This window comes from Carboxylicivirga fragile (assembly GCF_050589805.1).
GTDB lineage: Bacteria > Bacteroidota > Bacteroidia > Bacteroidales > Marinilabiliaceae > Carboxylicivirga > Carboxylicivirga fragile.
In genome coordinates this window covers 102,637-121,966 of record NZ_JBNGOY010000012.1, presented here as the reverse complement: position 1 = coordinate 121,966, position 19,330 = coordinate 102,637, and the positions used below count along the sequence as shown (strand labels likewise).

Below are 19,330 nucleotides of genomic sequence, written 5' to 3'. Positions count from 1 at the left end.
AAGTCTTTAAGGGTTATTACAAAGTCGGATTGGAATAAAAGCAGAGATTGAAACGAGCAATCTTTGTATCAACAAAAACAATAAAGATCAACTAACAAAATAAGGAACGGTTCTTTCTTACATAATGGTTATAGAAGAACCGTTCCAGAATAAAAGTCAAATATTAAAAAACAAAAGTCATGAAAAAGTTAAAAACAGTATTCGCAGTTGGATTATTTATAATGGGATTAGGATTCACATCTTGTAGCAGCGATGATAATTATACGCCGGTTAATCCAGGCGAGCCAACACAGCCAAATGCACCCGGGGTAGAAAATCCAATTGCACAGCCACCAACGGTAGCGCCTGCATAAAGAAATGGGGAGGTAGATTTTTGAAGACCTTGGCCGCAGGACCGGGTCTTTAATTCATTAATTATTAGTTAATAAACAAGTAAAATTTGAAGTTATGAAGAATTTAACAATAATAATAGCGGTCATAGGCTTATTGACGAGTTGTTCTTCAACCAAGGTAAGTAGTGACCAGGTTAGCAACGCCGATTTTAATGCTTTTACAAGTTATGCGATAAAACAAGTTGAAGGTACTAATGAGAGTATCAATCCTATCAATACCAAACGTATAGAAAATGCCATTGTAAATGAAACAGAACAGCGTGGCCTTATTCAGGAAAAAGAAGCGGAGCTTGAAATAGTGTGGGGCTTTGGAATAGATGTTCAAAAGTCTTATTCAACCAATACTAATCATTACCGTACAGGAGGAGTTGGTTTTAGAAGAGGTGGATATGGCATGGCCAATAGCCAGAGTGATACACAGGAATATACTACCGCCACGGGAGTACTTCAAATTGCAGTAGTTGATACCGAAACAGATGAAGTACTATGGATAGGAACAGCTGAAGATGAATTTAAGGGCAAGAATAAAAAAGCCGAAGAAAAAATTAATGCAGTAATTGCAAAAGTATTTGAAGAATTTCCTATAGATAGGACTCAGTCATAAATTATTCATGACCATTGAGGGGGTGAACAAATATGTTCTCCCTCTCGAGATTGTCAGAAACAGTACAAAGGGGTTTTCCTAAAACGGATTACCTCTTTGTGTTAAATGTGTTTTCTTATGCGTAGAGAAAGATTGTTTGTCTGTTAATCGCTATATGTTCATCCGAATTGTTATTTGAAGTGCTGGTTAACTGTACTGTTTAAAAAATCATGTTGTCTGTTTGGGACATTATATTGTCTTTTTGGAATAAAATGGAGGGACTTTTAATTCAACCTTTGTAATAGTAAAAAAACAAAGTTGAACAGTAAAAATTAAAAGTCATGAAAAAGTTAAAAACATTATTTGCAGTAGGTTTATTTGTAATGGGATTAGGTTTTACATCATGCAGTAGCGATGATGACTATGTGCCGCAAAATACGGATGAAGTGGCACAGCCAATTGCACCAGGTGCGGAAAATCCAATTGCCCAACCGCCAACTGTTGCTCCGGCATAGGAAAGCTTACAAAACAAATTATTTCATGACCATCGGGAGGGCTAACAAAAGTGTTCTTCCTCCCGATAACTTTATAGGTGAAATGAGATAAGAATAGATAGAGGTGAGGTTGAAAACCATTTTGGGTATAAGGCATGCTAAGTAAGTTTATTACTGGCATGCCTTATTTGTATGCTCTAAAAAAAGGATACCATGTTTAATACCAATTATACCAAATGTATTACAAAATGCGCTGGTATAATGCCGATACATTAGTGAAATTGCTATTAAACAATATAGTAAAAAAGACCACGAATTTCACTCCCGATAGCCATCGGGATTATCACAAATTGTTCCGCAAAGCGGAACTAAAAATCTGTTTAATTATAGAATTGATAATCAGCGAAGCTAAATCTGTGGTTAAAAATACAATGTATTATTTATTAATGTTTTTAAAGGCGATACCCCTGGCCGATACATAAGCAAAGTTACTTTAGAAATGGAATGCACTAAAGGCGCATTTAGATCAATCTGCGGTATAAAACTTTACTACCTTAGCTTGATCTTTCAACTACTGACTTCTGCCTAAAAAACTATAGCTCTATTAAATTAAAAAAGTGCCTTAACACCGGCGTAAAGCATCATTCTATTATTAGAAAAATCGTATTGAGGTTCAACCAATAAGTTTACTTTAGTGCCACTTACATCAATAATGTTACCAAAACCAGCACCAACCGGTACTTCATAGTAGTCAGAAGCAAAATCAAAAATCATGCGAGGATGATTGCGTATATACCAACCCTTTTTTAGAGTTAAGTATAAGCCTGGCTGAAATTCTAACATTGATATATCATCACCAAGCTGGTAGGTGGTAAGTGAAATAAACTTCCAATCACCAAAAGGATTTACTGATACCACGTTTAAACCGGCAGCCATTCCTTTGGAGTTGATATACGATACAATGGCACCAACACCATATTTTTGGCTTGGGTTTTTGCCATTAAATAAACGTGATACGACAATATTTCCACCTTTGTAAAGATTATCAGCCTTATGATTAAATTCAGCTTCGGTTGAAAAACGTACAAACCATCTCTTAAAAGTGGCATTAGCGATAAATTGAGTCATTTGCTTGTCGCTACCATAGGTGCGGTTGTGGAATTATGATCTATGGGATTATTCGCATCCGGTTCCTGTTCATCTTGCGCCTTAAGTTCAATGGTGCTAAGTGTAACGAACGAGCTGATAAAAATTAAAAATAGATATTTCATGATTGATGTTATAAATGGCTAATACGTTTGATGAAACTTCTCAGTACTTCTGTGTTTAGTTTTTTACCTGATACGGCAAAAGGTACTATGAACTTCATAGTACCTTGTTATTAATTTTATGATCAAGTTTAGAAACTTACACTATCGGCAGTAGGAAACTGTAAGTTGTATCCTTTGGGGATTGTAATGTTTCCATCGCCTGATAATATTGTAGCAGCTCCCATGGTAGCGGCTCCGCGTCCAGCTCCTTTACCCTTATTAAATGCAGCACCTGTTGCAGCACCAACACCTACATTTCTAACTGTTTTTTTACCTTGAGCTTCACCTTGAACAGCAATGGCTGCTGTTTCAATAGGCAAATACTCGTCTCCCTTTTGTATTTTGGTAAGAACAAGAACTATTTCGGCCTGACCAGCAACGCGACCTGCTGTTTTAACCGATACAACTTTACCCATTACCTTAGTTCCGGATGGAATAAGAATTTTGTTATCGCTTAGTACATCCAAATCAACAACACCACCAAATTGAAATTCTGGTTGAACCGATTTTGATGCAATGTTACGATCAACATTAATCGAAATGGTTGTTCCCTTTGGTAATACCATTTTTTCCTGAGCTGAACTTAAAAATGATAAGCTCAGTGCGAATACTGTTAGAAGGCTTGTTGCAAAATTTTTCATGACATTTTGTTTTTATTATTATTTCATTGACAATACAAAGATGAAGGTATTGGCGACCTCTGTATACCCCAAAATGACATAAGAATGCTCCAATCGGACTAAGGATACGATCTCTATTTGCATCTTGCTAATAAAGATCGTATCCTTAAGTGGGAGATGTGCTATTGTTAATTTTAAGCAGAATTCAGGATCCGATCTCTTTAGTGTCTTGCCAATAAAGATTGTATCCTGAATAATTACAATCTCAATTTAAGTTTATCACCTCTCTGCCCTTCGGGCATCTCTCCTAAAGGAGAGAATTGATTAAGTTATTTATCAGTATTGTAGGTGCTTTGTTAATGCTACTTATTGAGGCTTCAAGATATGATCTTCAATAAAGGCCGTATCCTTAATCATCCTTTACTTAAAACCCCATCCCAATATTTACTCCCCAAACGACTGCTGGATGATAACGAATGTAATCAAAATCAAAACTGGGAGATATGACTAGGTTGTCAACGTTAATATCATAGCCAAGACCAAAGCGCATAACGAAAGTGCCAATGATTTTATGGGTTTCATTATGAACTAGTTCAAATCCAGGACCTGATCTCAACCAAAAATTTTCGAATGGTTGATATACCAAAGGTGTAATAATTAGCCATTGGATATCATCAGCAAGTATAATTTCGGTTGCGGCACTAATTCCCCACTGGGGGTTTTTTTTGAAAAAGCGCATGTAATCAATACCTAGTGTTGTAATATTCTTACCTAGGTCGTATTGGGAGGTTCCGCCAACAAATAAAGCAGCGTGGTTTTGATGGTGATGAGCATCGTTACTATGGTGAGTATCCACGCTATGATCGTTATGCGATTGCGCTTTTAGGATGCCAAGGAATACAAAAAACAGGCAAACGATCAATAAGCATCTTGATAAAAGTGGTTTCAGGCTTGAAAAGAATTTCATAGAAATAGTGCACAAAGGTTATATAAACGGGCTTTTAATTACAGGAGCAATTTGTATTCGAATGTTCCAGACATTGCCATATTCACTTGATCGATAAATACTGTATTGCGGTTCAATACGCAATTTAAAAGGCGTTTTGCCAACTAAGGCTGTTCTGGTGTATCCAAAGCCTATAGGTATAGTAACTCCTTCGTCCCATCCGGCTTTCCAATTTATTTTAACCGATGGTCCCATACCTAGCGACCAGTTACTAAAATTACGCCTGATAACATATTGAAAATCGGTAAGTGCTACATCGGCTCTGTCTTCATCGCCTGCATACGACCACCAATGCTGTATAAAAACACCTTTATTCCAGGTTTTGGCCAAATGAAATAACATAAAAGTTGGGCCAGCCTGCCACTTGCCTTGCCCCAGATTACTATTACTCGCAGTTGGGAAAACAAAAGTAGCGCCAAGCCCCCATACGATTCCTTTGGCGTTTCCAGGACCAAATAGAGCTGCCATCTGTATATCTCCAAAACCGCTTACTTTTCTGCCTCCGCTGGCGTCAGCTGAAAAATCGGGCTGAGTTACAATTGGGAATACAGGCCTCGCTGTAAATACCTTGTTTCTGCCAAATGGGATAGGTAGGGCAGGTTGAAAAAAGAAGGTGTTGGATGTAACATTCCCATCAACTAAATTGCCCTGGCTAATGCCATAATTCTCTTGAAATACCAATGACCATCTTTTGGCCAAAGGATTATCAAGCTCACGGTGTAATTTTTCGAGTTCAGCTTTCGACATAATGCTGTCGGTTTGCTGAGCAGATGCCGCGAAGCAAGTTAATAACGAAATCAGCAGAATTATAAAATTTGATTTTATCATTTTCATTGGTTTTACACTGGGATAGGGTTTAACGGACTAATTGAGTCTTACCTCGTAGGTTTTATAATTCTCCCCTGTTTTGTCAGGGGAGATGTCCGATTTTTTATAGGACAGAAAGGATAAATAAATCCGATACCTTACAAGAGTGTTTTATCAATGGTTTTCATGATGGCTTGCCATTGCTTTTCATCCACTCTGTTTTTTACTTGCTCTCTGAAAATTACCAAGGAAGCAAAAGCATTTGTTCTTAATTCATTGTTATTAGTTCCGATGGCTTTTAATTCATCGAAACTAACCTTGTAATTTTTAATAGTTTCCGAATCTTTGACATTACGTTTACTTAAGGAATCATCAAGTTTAAGTAATGAGCGTTTTAATATCTCAATTTCCTGTTTTACGGCTTTATTATTTTTTGAATCTGTTACAACAGCATCAACCTTATCGTTAATGATATCCCAAACTTCTTTCTTTTGCTTGGCTAACTTCTTTTGTTCTTTAGCTAACTGTTTATCAAATCGTTCTTGCGATAACTTAAGAATCTCATCCCATTCCTCGGCTTCAATATGTTGGATACATGCTAAACGCGTATTGAAAACTAGATCCTGGTGTTCAGTGACCGATTGTATTTGGGTTTCATAAAAACCTAAGAGATCTTCCTTTTTTAGTTCGTAATTGAGGTATCCTTTTTTAAATTTACTAAGGTTTTTTGATCTTGTTTTATAAAAGGAATCGGCTGTTTTTTTCTCCTTTTTAATGATCTTGATTATTTCTTGTGAGCGTTGTTTATCAACAACAATTTCTTTGCTTGCTTTATCAATATCCGTAATAAGAAAATACTCATCGGTACTTCCGCCTAAAAATATGGCTGTTATAAGTGCTACTATTCCTACTATCATAATTCAATTTTTTTAAAAAACATATTTAATTCTTAGCATTAACATATGGCTTTCGATATTACCACCTCCTGAATCTCCATTCCCAGAGTGGTCGAAGCTATAAAATGCTCGGAAACTCCAATGGATTGAATGCTTGTATTCGGGGCCAATTCGCACGCGTATGTTTGATAAATAACGTTCATCAGGTTCGGCGCTTAAGGGTACAAAAAACTCAATATCTGTATCCAGACGCCATAAATGCTCTTCTAACATACTCTCGCGATTAAGCGCATATTTAACTCGTGTTCTATTTCTATACCGCCAGTAACTGTTATAGGTATTTGATTCCATGTAACGAAACATTCGATGTTCGATCCGACTAAAATTACTCAGTTCAAGCCGTGGGCTTATTTGAATTAAAGCAGGTTCACCTTTTCTGAAAACGCTGTTGCCATTTTTAAAAATAAAGAAGGCAACACCCAGGCGTTGGCTAAATTCATAGCTGTTCTCTTCATTATTTTGACTTGTGTAATAATTGATGATGTCAAAATAAAAACTCCATGTTTTATTGAAGGTCCATTTACTACGAACCAACAAGCCAGATTTATTCCAATTATCCAGGTCGCTTCCTAGAGCAGTTCTATACCTTGCATCCAGACTTAGATAAAACTGATTGCTTATGTCAGAACCTACTTCAACGTTGTTCCACAGTTGCCAGTCAGTTGTTTTCTGAGCTATACTCAGGTTACTAATAACAAGCAGAGTAAATAGACTTAGGTAATGGCGCATGTTCAAATATTACATTTTGGGTAAATCAAGATACGCATAAGTATCAAAAAAATTATTCTTTTAACATTAATGTTTCCTTACAAAAAAGTTCTTCAATGCTTAATTGACGTGAACTTAAGCCTTGTTCGTAAGAATACCTGAATAAGGTTTCGAGAGCTTTACGATTGTCTTCGATACCATATGGCCAAAAGTTATCTCCCATCAGCTGTTTGGTTTCTTCGTATTCCTGGGCAAACCAAGGTAAGGAAGAGTAGGCCCAACCAATTTTATCCAATTGCATGTAATGTATTTGTTTTGATTTGGAGTAGGCTTCAAAAACAGCCTTAGCTAAACCAGGATTCTCTTCAAGTAATTCTGTTTTTATTGCCACTGCATGCATAATCGGGAAGATGCCTGTTTCCTTAAAGTAGGCTCTTTCGGTTGAACGCGCATCGTCAAATAAACGTTTTACCTTTGTATTACCATCGATATATGCCTTCGGTTCTGCCGCATGGAATAAGGCATCTACTTCACCACTTAATAGTAAATCCGATTCATCTTTACCAGCCGTTCCATACGAGGCATTTATACCGTCGGGAACAACCTGTTCTTCAGCTGATATTTTTCCTGCAGCTTCGGCAGATGAGTCTTTGTTGGAAAGTACCCACTCAATATCTTGGGGCGAAACCCCATATTCATCCATTAGCATTCCTCTAATCCAAGTTAAAGATGTGGATGAGTAACCAGGTGTTCCAATTTTTCTGCCTTTTAAATCTTCAGGTGAGTTTATACCTTTGTCGCTATGTATAAATATACTCTTGTGCCTGAATGTTCTAATTGGGAATACAGGGATTAGCGTGTAATCTCTGAAATCATTATTGGCATAAGCCAGCATGTAGGGGTGTAAACCTATTTCGGTAATGTCATAGGTGCCTGCCCCACTAAAAGCAGCCGTATTGGCATCGCCTATGCCAACTTTTTGAAAATCCAGCTCATAACCTTCAATTTCTACTTTACCTTGAACCAGTGCCTGGACACGATCCATGTCGTAACCGGCAACTTTTAAAACTTTCTTTTCCGTTGTAGCATTTGTGTTTTCCTCACTTATGTTTTGACAAGCTGAAAAAAATAGCATAGTAATCGCCAATAGGATGCTATGGCTTGTAATGTTTTTTAGTTTATTCATGACCTTTAGTTTTATTATTTATGACGATACAAATATGAGGATGGAAAGCAAGTCTTTTTGTTCCTATGCGACAATGCGATAGCCCTAATGGACAATAACGATGTAAGATGCTATTTAGGAAACATAAATTGAAGTTGGAAACGTGATTACCATTGCCCCCAACCTGTAGGTGTTACTGCACTGTAATATACTTGAGCATTAAAGTTAATAATATTAAATTTCTCAAACTTAAGTGGGTAAATTGGCTGGATATTTAATACGTTTTGTGCTTCATTGTGCTCTCCAATTCCATAGGTAGTATTGTTTTGAAAAGGAAATCTAATCATTGCGGCCAAGGGATTTTGTGATGCCTTTGCCAATTCATCTTCACTAGGGGTGTCCTGGGCCACGGCACTTATACCCATGCTTAATGCTATTAAAAGAATATAGAGCTTTTTCATGTGTTTAAATTTTACTTTTATTTGTCACATGGAACTCGCCACCACAGTCATTCTCCTGTATAAGAAAACTTTTCTCCTGGCTCGTTTCATCTTTGGGGTTTTATAAAAAAAAGGAAAGGCGAATAGCCTCTCCTTTTCACATAGCAAACAATTACAAATTACTTACCTGTATTTCTTGTTTTAACAACAGTTTGCTGAAACTGTACACTTTCTGGTCTTAGGTTCTCTATTCCTTCGAATGGAGTTCCATGACGAGTTGGTGTAAAAGGATATTTTTCATTCATTAAGTCATGACGTTTCTTTACCATGTCGAATGGTCCCCATGCCCATAAAAATTGAGCCATCATACCACGCATTTCGCGAGGATCTTGATATAAATCGTAGAAATCGTTTTTCACTAATCCTGGACGACCACCTATCCAAACACGTTTGTATTGTTGTTTAATAGTAGCTGCATGATAAGGTCCGGTATAAACATGGTAATAATCACGACGAGATTGAGCGTCGCCATATAAGAAAACTGCAGTTTGGTCAACACCATCGATAATACGGTCAGTTGGTATTTTATCCATTGCACCACCTAAGCGAGCAAAAGTTGTAAATAAATCGTGTACAGTTATCATATCACCAACATAAGTTCCTGGCTCAATAACACCATCCCACTGAGCAAATGCAGCCACACGAATACCACCTTCACGGTAGTCACCTTTACCTCCATTAAATACAACTTGATACATTGCCGCAGGAACTTCAACCATTGGGCCATTATCAGCCATGGCAACGATAAGCGTATTTTCAGAAATTCCTTTTTCTTTTAGTAAATCAAGAACTTCTCCAATATGTCTGTCTAAACGGTCCATGTTTTGAGCAAAAGCAGAACTATTACTGGTTGTTGTTTCCTGACCAACACGCATTAAGTCATAAACATTTGGCCAATAAGCTAAATAGAATGGTTTATCATCATCTGCTTTACGATCGATATAATCTAATGCTTTTTCTTGATGAATTTCAAATGTTTTTCTATAATTCTCTAAAGTTGGAGGAAGAGTTTCGCGAGCTTTTTCACCTTTCTTACCTTCGATATCCATGATATATCCGTAAGGACGCCAAGTTTGATCTACTAAATATTTCTTTTCATGCATATCTTTTTCATAACCAATACTCATACCCGCAGCTTGGCCTTGAGAGTGCCACATTGCTGGAGGAAATTGGTTATACATTGAAAATGTAGCTTCGTCAAAACCTTGATTATGTAAGTGAGCTTCTTCGATGTCGCCCTGATGCCCTTTACCAACAAAACCAGTATTGTACCCAGCATCTGAAAGAATTTCAGCTATAGTTACTTCTTCAGCTGGTAAGCCAGCTCCCTCTGGTGGGAATGATACTGTATGCATACCACTACGAACGGCTAAACGCCCGGTTAAAGCAGCTGCACGAGTAGGTGTACAAGATGGTTCAGTATACATTCGTGTAAAAACAATACCATCTTCACCCATTTTATTTAATCGCGGAGTATCAAAGCCACGTATTTTATTAAATGCTTCAATACCAACTTCACCAAAACTATTATCATCCCACATGATGTGAATGATATTTGGCTTTTTGCCATACTTCTTCTCAAGCGCTTTTAGTTTTTTATCAATTTCTTTGTCTTGAGCGGCCCATTGCTCACCATATTGTTCCTGGAGAATGGTTTGTTCAGCATCATGGATAATTTCCTGTGCATTAGTAGTAATGAATGCGCCTAGTAAGATAACTAGTAGTAACGACTTGAAGTGTTTCATAATTATTTGTGTTTAAGTATTAAGTCAATTTAGAACAATTGTTTGTAAAGTTCAATATTACAACACGAAGTACTAGATTTTGTTTTTGTTAATAAAGAACACTATCAAAAAACCGCAAAAACAGAGCGATCTTAAATTCATATTACTTTTAACTTATTCTGCTTTTGTATAGTTTTGTCATGTCAACAAACATTGAAACTTATAAATGACAGAGAATCCAACGTCAAATATTTTTATACATCAATCATTTAATGATTTTGACTTATATCAAGAAATTGCCTTGAATTGGCAGTTGGATTTTAAGAAGCTGAACAGAGGCAAGTTTAATGCTGATATATCTTTAATTAATATTGGTGAGGTTCAGATAGGTCGTACAGCTATAGATGGTACGGTTCAGCAGCAAGGACTTACACCTGTAGGGCATAGAACCTTCGTTATTCCAGTAGATAATAACCAATCTTTTAAATGGTTAAACCGGAATGTTAATAGTCGAAATCTATTGGTTTTTCAAAAAGATGGGCCTTTGGATGGCATCTCATACGATGACTTTAATGTGTTTACGATAAGCATTAAGGATGAGCATTTGGATAAACTTATTAATCAATATAAATTTAAGAACCTCAATAAGAACCTAACGAATGATGAACACGCGTACCCCATTGATGGTAATTTTGTGCTTTACATCGGTAGTTTTCTCCAGATTTTATTGGATAAGTTAATTCAAAATCCAGAACTCATTCATTCGCCTTCGTTTGTTTATAAACTAAAATATCGTTTGCCTTTAATGTTGCTCAATTTCTTGGATAGGAAAGAGATGATGGCAATTATGCCCATGCACCGTAAGCGTGATGTATGTTTTCAACTAGCTTTGGAGTATATTAATCGCTATTTCTACCGTAAGATTTCGATCAAGGAATTGTGCAAACATTGTTCAGGGTCGGAGCGTACTTTGGAGTATGCATTTAAGGAGCGGTTTGGTATTGGACCTAAGGCATACGTTAATAATATTCGTTTGAACTATGCTTATCGCATGATTGCACATGGAGAGAATAAACAGAATGTCTCTGAAATTGCACAGGAGCTTGGTTTTACGCATATGGGGCAGTTTGCTGCTGACTATTTTAAATTGTTTGAAGAGCTGCCGAGTGAAACAATGGCATTTAAAGAAATGCGACAAAAAAACTCTGCCCAAAGGTCGGATAGGGTTCTTGTAGGTATATAAAGGTTTTAATGCTTTCCCCAAATGTCATATTTTAAGTTTTTATATGGTATTTCTTGGCTGTGCTTGAGTGATTTTATTATTACAGCAGTCTCCATATATGGTAGCCTAAGCTTTTTCTTATTAAAGTCAATTAATAGTGATGAATACTTTAGGAATTAACCTTTAGTCTTGATAGTCAAAAAGCGAACTGAACTTCATTTTATTTATGGCAATTTATTGTTAATGTTTACTTTAGTTATCCAATTCACAATATATTTTTTGAAAGCTAAGTTTTTTATCAAAATTAAATAACATAAATCTCTGTCTGATTTGTAGGCAGAGTTCTCGTTCATGCCTAATCATAAATCGATTGATGTTCTTGTTATAAACTAATATTTTTCCAGTAGTTTCATATCATCATATTTTTAAAATAAACACCCTTGTACTTATTATAACTTTGTGTGTCAAATAAAAATATCATTCCAGATTTAAATTTCTATCTATTTAGAAGGAATAATCCAATTGAGTTGCCAGATATCACAGCTTTCAATAAAGAATTTATTAAATTCGATACTGAAAGTTTTCCTTTACGGATGTATAGAAACAATGTTGCTTTACTAGTGTTACATAATTTGATGAAATAGTTAAACTCACCGTACAAAATTGGATTAATTAAAATGCTTACACCAACTAAACGCTTTTGGAGTTTATTAAGTCAATATAATTCGCTGCTTAAGCAAATTTATATTTACGCTATCTTTATTGGGGTAATTAACCTGACCCTACCTGTTGGTATACAGGCTATAATTAACTTTTTGCAGGCAGGCGAAATGACATCTACCTGGTTGGTTCTGGTTGGATTTGTATTATTAGGTATTAGCTTGGCCGGCGTATTGCAGGTATTACAGCTTAGACTAGTTGAAAATATACAACAAGATTTATTTGCCCGTTCAGCCTTTGAATTTGCCTTTCGTTTACCTGAAATCACTTTATTTAAATTAGATAAGGTGCATGCGCCTGAATTGGCCAATCGTTTTTTTGATACACTTACCCTTCAGAAAGGTCTTCCTAAAATCATCATAGATTTTTCTCTGGCAATTTTCCAGATTGTATTTGGATTAATTTTATTGGCCATTTATAGTTCTTATTTTATTGTGCTTGGAATGATTCTAGGCCTCATACTTTGGATCATTTTTAAAGTTACTGGTCCTTTGGGTTTAAAAACTAGTATGAAGGAAAGTAAATATAAATATCGGTTGGCACATTGGCTTGAAGAAATTGCCCGGGTGCATTATAGCTTCAAATTGTTTGGCAAGGATGGGTTCCATCTTAATAAAACAGATAATACCGTTCAGGACTATTTGAAAAGTCGCGAAAGTCATTTCCAGGTACTATTGACTCAATTTTGGTTTTTTGTTGGTTTTAAGATTGTTTTGGCTGCAGGACTTTTAATCTTGGGTGGATACCTGGTTTTTTCTGAACGTATTAACCTGGGACAGTTCGTTGCCGCAGAAATTATTATCATCTTAATCCTAAATTCGATTGAGAAAATACTTCAACTGGTAGAAACGGTTTATGATGTACTAACAGGCCTCGAAAAAATAGGCCATATCACCGATTTAGATTTAGATGCTAATAATGGCACATTAAAACTAAAATCAGACGCCGGTATTCATATTATGGCAAAGAATATTTATGCCAGTTTTCCGGATGATTTATCGGGTATTATAAATGGCTTGAGTTTGGATATTAAGGCTGGAGAAAAAATATTGATTGAGGGAAGTTCAGGTAGTGGAAAATCTTTGCTGATGAGATTGCTATCCGGTGTTCAAGAGGTAAATTCTGGTAAGTTACTTATTAATGATATAGCCATCGAAAACTATACGCGTTCTAGTTATTATCAAGCTGTTGGCATCGTTTTTCCAACCAATCAAATATTTGAAGGTACCATTCGTGAGAATATCGAAATGGGTAGTAAAGTTGATGAAGCCGTTATACAAGACCTGATCGATGTTTTGGGATTAAATTCATTTTTAAATCGTCGTCCTAAGGGATTGGATACGGTAATTGATAGTGGAGGAAGACGGCTGACCAGAAGTATTATAAAGAAATTACTATTAGCCAGAGCTCTTGTTAAGAAACCCTCGTTATTACTCCTGGAAAATCCGCTTCAATACCTTGAAGACGATGAGAAAAAAAGAATTATTAATTATTTATGTAAGTTTCATGCTGATTCAACCATATTGGTGATATCAAATTGTGAACATTGGAAGAATAAATGTAATAGAATCATAAATATTAGTCAAAATCAAGAATAGCCATGTTAAATATATCCAAAAATAGCATAGCCAAACGGATTAATTTAAGTGATTTTAAATCCTATGATTTACTGCTGAAAACGCAAATGCCCAAATTATACCTAACTATTTTACTGGTTTGTTTGGTGCTTTTACTCATTGGCTTATTTCTTCCATGGACTCAGAATATAGGAGCCAAAGGATATGTAACAACTCGTTCACCCGAACAACATCCTCAAGCGATACAATCGGTAATAGCAGGTCGGATCGATCAATGGTTTATTAGGGAAGGTGACTATGTGAGTGAAGGAGATACTATTGTTTACATTACGGAAATAAAAAGTGAATACTTCGATCCTGACTTACTGGAACGAACATCGGAACAGTTGCATGCAAAGGATATGAGTATAGAGGCCTATGATGAAAAAATATTGGCACTACAGCGGCAATATAAGGCCCTTGAGGAAGCTCTGAATTTAAAACAGCAGCAAATCAAGAGTAAGATTCAGCAGGCAATTAATAAAATAAATATTGACAGTATCGATTTTGTGGCATTAAGCAATACCCTAAAGATTACTGAAAACCAATATTCCCGTACAAAGGAGCTTTATGATAAAGGCTTGAAATCCTTATCTGAAATGCAGGATAAGGAATTTAAGCTTCAGGAAAGCAGAGCGAAACTAAGTGCTCAAAAGAACAAGTGGTTAAACCAGAAAAATTCATTAATCATTACCCGTTTGGAGTTGCTTGCCGTTCAGCGAGATTATGCAGGAAAGCTATCTAAATCACAATCTGACTTACAATCTGCAATTTCTAATCGTTTAGAAAGCCTTGCTCTTAATTCGAAATTACGAAGCACCCTAAGTGGCTATAATCAGAGACAAAAATTGTATTATATAACTGCCCCACAAGACGGGTATATTACAAAAATTTTAAAAAAGGGTATTGGAGAAAACATAAAGGAAGGATCGGATATTGCTATTATTGTACCGGCCGATTATGATTTAGCTGTTGAAGTATATTTGCAACCCAATGATCTGCCTCTGTTAAGTATTGGCAATCGTGTTCGGCTTCGCTTTGATGGGTGGCCAGCAATCGTGATTAGTGGATGGCCTGAATCATCAACAGGGGTGTTTTCTGGTAATATTGTTGCCATTGATCAGTTTATAAGTAACAATGGCTATTATCGAGTATTAATTAGTCCTGATAACACAAAAAAAACATGGCCAGAGGAATTACGAGTAGGGGCGGGCACTCAGGCTTTTATATTATTAAAGGATGTGCCCATGTGGTACGAGATCTGGCGAAAACTCAATGGTTTCCCACCTGAGTTTTATACTATAAAGGGCTCGGATAAGAATGAGCTTAAACGGAAAGTACCATTAAAGTCGGTAAAGTAATTCAAACATTTGTGAACTGTAATTAAAGATTGATTTAAATGATGGTTATTAATTATTTCAAAGTGTTACTGGTTTTACTATTGTTGGGGCTTACCAATAATGAAGAGCTAAAAGGGCAAGGTGTATCTGATAGTCTTGTATTAAGTTATGACGAGTATTTAGAAAATATATTAATATATCATCCCATTGCTCGGCAGGCTGACTTAAAGCAAAAGATTGCTGAAACGCAGTTAATGAAAGCCAGAGGTTTTCTCGATCCTGAAATTACAGCCGGGTGGAATGAGAAGAGTTTTGATGATAAGCTCTACTATCGGAAATATGGTGCTAAGCTTCGTTTTCCTACCAGTATTGGCCTTGATGTGGTTGGAGCTTATGAAAACACGCAAGGTGATTATCTTAATCCGGAAAACAAAACGGACGAATTTGGATTATGGCATGTGGGTTTGGAGCTAAATATTTTAAATGGCTTGTTGGTTAATGAGCGCAGTACTGCCATTAAAAAAGCAAAGGTTTATCAAAGCTTGGCTGAAAATGAACAACAGGTATTATTGAATGAATTGATGTATGCTGCCGTAAGTGCTTATTTGACATGGCAGAAGTACTATTTTTCATTGGAGGTACTTGAAGAAAATAAGGCTATTGCTAAAACATACTTTGACAATACCAGACAGGCATTCCTAAATGGTGAGAAGACGTCTATGGATACGCTGGAAGCTTCAATCGCTTATCAGGAGGCAGATAATTATTACCTTAAAAATGAAATGTACCTGGTGAAGGCACGACAAATAATTGAAAACTATCTCTGGTTTGAGAATATGCCTATTAGTCTTCAGGATGACGCCATACCCGAGTATTTTAAAACTCCTTTTTTTGAGAATATTGCCGTTTATGATGTTGAGTATATTGAAAGCCATCCGAAAATATTGGCCGCCATTAATAAACTTTCAATGGCTGAGATTGATCAGCGCTTAAAACGTGAGAAGTTTAAACCTAAATTGAAACTTAAGTATAATCCGCTTCTGAAAACATCAGATAGTTATAATATTCATAGTTTTTCGGCATCTGATTATAAATTGGGTTTTGAATTTTCAATGCCTCTAACCTTCCGAAAAGAGCGAGCGGATGTTAATATGGGCAAATTGAAGATTCAGGATATGGAACTGGATGTGGAACGTAAACGTAATGAATTACTAAATAAAACCGATGCCAGCTGGGAGCAGCAGCTCCTATTGAAGAGGCAGATTGATATTCAGAACCAGAATGTAGTAATGTACAGACAGCTATTGGATGGGGAAAGTGAGAAGTTTAAATATGGCGAAAGTTCGGTGTTCCTACTTAATAAGAGACAAGAGAAATACATTAATAGTCAATTAAAACTAACGGATGCTTATATTATGCAACAACTTGAAGTGTTAAATTTTTTGTATTATTCTAATCAATTGTTAGCCTATTAATGATTTGTAAACAAAAAACTCTGCCCGAAAGTCAGGCAGAGTTTTGATGGATATATTATACAATTATTTATTCCAAACTATTCAATATACGCTCTGGCGTGATTGGCATTTGATTAACTCGAGCACCTGAAGCGTGAAATACGGCATTGGCAATGGCACCACCTACGGTAATAATAGCAGGTTCGCCACCTCCTTGCGGAGGCGTTTCCATATCGTCGGTAAAGACACATTCGATAGGAGGGGTGGTTGTAAACTTGGTTATCTCATAGGTGTCGAAATTACGTGTTTTCACTTCGCCCCAATTAAACTCAATATCCTCCCATAAGGCATAGCCTAATCCCATGGTTAATCCGCCTTCGGTTTGCACAGTGGCACCATGTGGATTTACCACCTGCCCCATGTCTTGAGCGCACACCATTCGTAGTGGAGTTACTTTACCATTACTTGGATTGACTTCAACTTCGGCGATAAGCACCACAATAGTTCCGGCATCTAGACCAATGGCCATACCACAACCCCTGTTTTTACCAGTTTTAGCCGATTTGTATCCAAACGTTTTGCAAGCCAGATTAACCGCTGCTTTTATTTGATCGTCTACGATGTTTTTTAAGCGGAACTCAACGGGATCCATACCAATTTCATTGGCCATAATGTCGATGTGCGATTCACGTGCAAAAGTAGTAGAGTTGTTTCCAGGGGCGCGCCATGCTCCTGTTCCAAAGGGATGATCAGGGTTGCCCCAAATACCGGTTTTAAGATCGGCTACATTGTAAAAATCCTGAGTACCTCTTGGGCCAGCGCCATAAATACTATAGTTCCAGGCGCTTATTTTGCCTTCTTTGTTCACGCCCGACTTTATCTTCATAACCGCTGCTGGCCTGAACATGTCATACATAAATTCTTCGCGACGCGTCCAGGCAACTTGAACTGGTTTGCCCGATAACTTGGCTAGCTGAGCACATTCAATGGCTTGCTGATTATAAATCTTCCCACCAAAACCGCCACCAATAAATATTTGTTTGATGTGCACTTTCTCAATGGGCATTTTCAATGTTTCAGCCACATCTTTACGCGTACCAAAAGGTGTTTGGGTAGATACCCACATTACTAATTTATCGCCTTCAAAAGTAGCCGTGGCCGTATGTGTTTCGATGGACGCATGGGCTTTATAGCCATCGTAATAGGAGCGATCGAATTTAAACTGAGCCGACTCAAAGGCCTTATCAGCATCACCTTTTTCTTCTGTATTCTTCCAGAAACCTGCTGTTTTAAGCACATGCTCAAAAATCGTCTTATCATCGGCCTTAGATTCAGGAATATCGTACTCGGCTTTTATTTTAACGGCAGCCTCTTCGGCAATAAGTGGATTCTCATGCAGAACGGCTACTAACTCACCCTCGTGAATAACGGTTGCTCCTTCATATTCATTAGCCCGTATTGTATTAATCGTTTTTATAGTGGCACCATGGGCTGGCGGTCTTTTAATACTGGCATATAGCATGCCTGGCAACTGTATGTCGGCCGAATATTTAGCTTTGCCAGTCACCTTGTTGATGGCATCAGTAGAGATAATAGGTTTTCCGATGGTTCGAAATTCTGAAGGTTTTTTGAGGACAGGAGCTGTGCTCACCGTTTTAACTATTTTCTTGCCCTTGGTAAGATCGGAGTAACTTATGCGTTTTTTTGAGTCTGATTTTACAACAACGAAGCCATCTTTCGTTTGAAGTTTATCAGCATCTACCTTTAGCTCTTTAGCTGCTAATAGTATTAATTCAACTTTAGCCTCCGCAGCCGCGGCTCTTAATAGCGGATCGAAGAAACGTGTGGTTAAGGAACCCCATGTTCCAGCATCGTATGGGCAAAGATCAGTATCGCCCATTACCATATTAATATCTTCAAGCGGTATTTCGAGCTCTTCAGATAAAACTTGAGCCAAGGAAGTTATAATACCCTGACCCATTTCAATTTTACCGGTCAAACAATCTACTTTACCATCTTCTCTAATGCGTAAATAAGCATTTAAATCGCTGGCATCATCACTACGTTTATCGTGATCATCCTCTTTGCTGGATTTGAAAGCCAGCGAACTTAGGGAGAACACAATGATTAAACCGCCACCCAACTTTTTTATGAAATCGCGACGGTCGAGCGTACGAACTGGCTTATCAACATCGCCAAAATAGAGTTTATTAATTTCTTCTGCTTTCATTATTTGGTTCCTCCATTCATTGATTTGGCAGCTGATTCAACGGCATCTGCAATTCGATTATAGGATCCGCAACGGCAAAGATTATCATTCATGCCTTTAACAATCTCTTCGCGCGAAGGGTTTGGATTATCATTTAATAAACCTACAGCATTCATTATCATGCCCGGGGTGCAAAATCCGCACTGTTGCGCATCGTTCATCACAAACGATTGTTGCACTGGGTGCAGATCATCACCAATGGCTAAACCTTCTATGGTGGTTACTTGCTGTCCTGCAATTTCGCTAACAGCCATGGTGCATGAACGCATGGCTTCGCCATTAACTAAAATGGTACAAGCACCACAGTAGCCAATTCCACAGCCATATTTTGTTCCGGTAAATCCCAGTTTGCTTCGAAGTACCGTGAGTAGGATGTCGTTGGCATCCACCTCTATTTCGATGGGTTTATTATTAAGTGTAAATGCGATTTTTTCCATGGCGTTT

At 37.1% G+C, this 19,330-nt stretch carries 18 protein-coding genes; 7 read left to right on the top strand and 11 right to left on the bottom strand.

Annotated features, from left to right (window positions below; all coding sequences use genetic code 11):
- Window positions 1-179 precede the first annotated feature (179 nt).
- The 3 genes from ACRD7B_RS07250 to ACRD7B_RS07240 all read left to right on the top strand — a co-directional run bounded on the left by ACRD7B_RS07250 (window position 180) and on the right by ACRD7B_RS07240 (window position 1,490).
- The gene (locus ACRD7B_RS07250) at window positions 180-353 is read left to right on the top strand and encodes a hypothetical protein (protein WP_430823828.1); all 174 of its coding nucleotides are present in this window, start codon (window positions 180-182) and stop codon (window positions 351-353) included.
- 94 nt (window positions 354-447) lie between these two features.
- A complete protein-coding gene (locus ACRD7B_RS07245; RefSeq protein ID WP_430823827.1) occupies window positions 448-996 on the top strand; it encodes a DUF4136 domain-containing protein in 549 nt (182 codons plus the stop codon).
- A 320-nt stretch (window positions 997-1,316) separates the two neighbouring features.
- Window positions 1,317-1,490, top strand: a complete 174-nt coding sequence (locus tag ACRD7B_RS07240; RefSeq protein WP_430823826.1) for a hypothetical protein — start codon at window positions 1,317-1,319, stop codon at window positions 1,488-1,490.
- A gap of 588 nt (window positions 1,491-2,078) precedes the next feature.
- Here ACRD7B_RS07240 and ACRD7B_RS07235 read toward each other — a convergent pair.
- The 9 genes from ACRD7B_RS07235 to ACRD7B_RS07195 all read right to left on the bottom strand — a co-directional run bounded on the left by ACRD7B_RS07235 (window position 2,079) and on the right by ACRD7B_RS07195 (window position 10,286).
- Window positions 2,079-2,597: a hypothetical protein gene (locus ACRD7B_RS07235; RefSeq protein ID WP_430823825.1), complete on the bottom strand. Its 519-nt coding sequence runs from the start codon at window positions 2,595-2,597 to the stop codon at window positions 2,079-2,081.
- Between the two features lie 271 nt (window positions 2,598-2,868).
- Window positions 2,869-3,420 carry a hypothetical protein gene (locus tag ACRD7B_RS07230; protein WP_430823824.1) on the bottom strand — a complete coding sequence of 184 codons (552 nt, stop codon included), beginning with the start codon at window positions 3,418-3,420 and terminating at the stop codon, window positions 2,869-2,871.
- 403 nt (window positions 3,421-3,823) lie between these two features.
- Entirely contained in the window at window positions 3,824-4,366 is a 543-nt protein-coding gene (locus ACRD7B_RS07225) for a hypothetical protein (protein ID WP_430823823.1), read from the bottom strand.
- 18 nt (window positions 4,367-4,384) lie between these two features.
- Window positions 4,385-5,233, bottom strand: coding sequence for a hypothetical protein (locus ACRD7B_RS07220; RefSeq protein WP_430823822.1), 849 nt, complete (start codon window positions 5,231-5,233; stop codon window positions 4,385-4,387).
- Between the two features lie 137 nt (window positions 5,234-5,370).
- Complete coding sequence (locus ACRD7B_RS07215; RefSeq protein ID WP_430823821.1) at window positions 5,371-6,129, bottom strand: hypothetical protein; 759 nt, start codon at window positions 6,127-6,129, stop codon at window positions 5,371-5,373.
- Between the two features lie 12 nt (window positions 6,130-6,141).
- Entirely contained in the window at window positions 6,142-6,897 is a 756-nt protein-coding gene (locus ACRD7B_RS07210) for a porin family protein (protein ID WP_430823820.1), read from the bottom strand.
- A gap of 52 nt (window positions 6,898-6,949) precedes the next feature.
- On the bottom strand, window positions 6,950-8,062 hold the full coding sequence (locus ACRD7B_RS07205; protein ID WP_430823819.1) for an ABC transporter substrate-binding protein: 1,113 nt from the start codon (window positions 8,060-8,062) through the stop codon (window positions 6,950-6,952).
- Between the two features lie 146 nt (window positions 8,063-8,208).
- A complete protein-coding gene (locus tag ACRD7B_RS07200; protein ID WP_430823818.1) occupies window positions 8,209-8,502 on the bottom strand; it encodes a hypothetical protein in 294 nt (97 codons plus the stop codon).
- A 158-nt stretch (window positions 8,503-8,660) separates the two neighbouring features.
- Window positions 8,661-10,286, bottom strand: coding sequence for a sulfatase-like hydrolase/transferase (locus tag ACRD7B_RS07195; protein WP_430823817.1), 1,626 nt, complete (start codon window positions 10,284-10,286; stop codon window positions 8,661-8,663).
- Window positions 10,287-10,491: 205 nt separating this feature from the next.
- Between ACRD7B_RS07195 and ACRD7B_RS07190 the strand changes: the two genes are divergently transcribed.
- The 4 genes from ACRD7B_RS07190 (at window position 10,492) to ACRD7B_RS07175 (ending at window position 16,638) form a co-directional block, all read left to right on the top strand.
- A complete protein-coding gene (locus tag ACRD7B_RS07190) occupies window positions 10,492-11,508 on the top strand; it encodes a helix-turn-helix domain-containing protein (protein WP_430823816.1) in 1,017 nt (338 codons plus the stop codon).
- 656 nt (window positions 11,509-12,164) lie between these two features.
- On the top strand, window positions 12,165-13,805 hold the full coding sequence (locus ACRD7B_RS07185; RefSeq protein ID WP_430823815.1) for a peptidase domain-containing ABC transporter: 1,641 nt from the start codon (window positions 12,165-12,167) through the stop codon (window positions 13,803-13,805).
- 2 nt (window positions 13,806-13,807) lie between these two features.
- Window positions 13,808-15,184 (top strand): HlyD family secretion protein, encoded by a 1,377-nt coding sequence (locus ACRD7B_RS07180; RefSeq protein WP_430823814.1) that lies wholly within the window; start codon window positions 13,808-13,810, stop codon window positions 15,182-15,184.
- A gap of 38 nt (window positions 15,185-15,222) precedes the next feature.
- Complete coding sequence (locus tag ACRD7B_RS07175) at window positions 15,223-16,638, top strand: TolC family protein (RefSeq protein WP_430823813.1); 1,416 nt, start codon at window positions 15,223-15,225, stop codon at window positions 16,636-16,638.
- A 67-nt stretch (window positions 16,639-16,705) separates the two neighbouring features.
- On the opposite strand, the gene ACRD7B_RS07170 is transcribed toward ACRD7B_RS07175, so the two are convergent.
- Window positions 16,706-18,847 carry a xanthine dehydrogenase family protein molybdopterin-binding subunit gene (locus ACRD7B_RS07170; protein WP_430823812.1) on the bottom strand — a complete coding sequence of 714 codons (2,142 nt, stop codon included), beginning with the start codon at window positions 18,845-18,847 and terminating at the stop codon, window positions 16,706-16,708.
- Window positions 18,847-19,323 (bottom strand): (2Fe-2S)-binding protein, encoded by a 477-nt coding sequence (locus ACRD7B_RS07165; protein WP_430823811.1) that lies wholly within the window; start codon window positions 19,321-19,323, stop codon window positions 18,847-18,849. The genes ACRD7B_RS07170 and ACRD7B_RS07165 overlap by 1 nt, the downstream gene beginning before the upstream one ends.
- Between the last annotated feature and the right edge of the window lie 7 nt (window positions 19,324-19,330).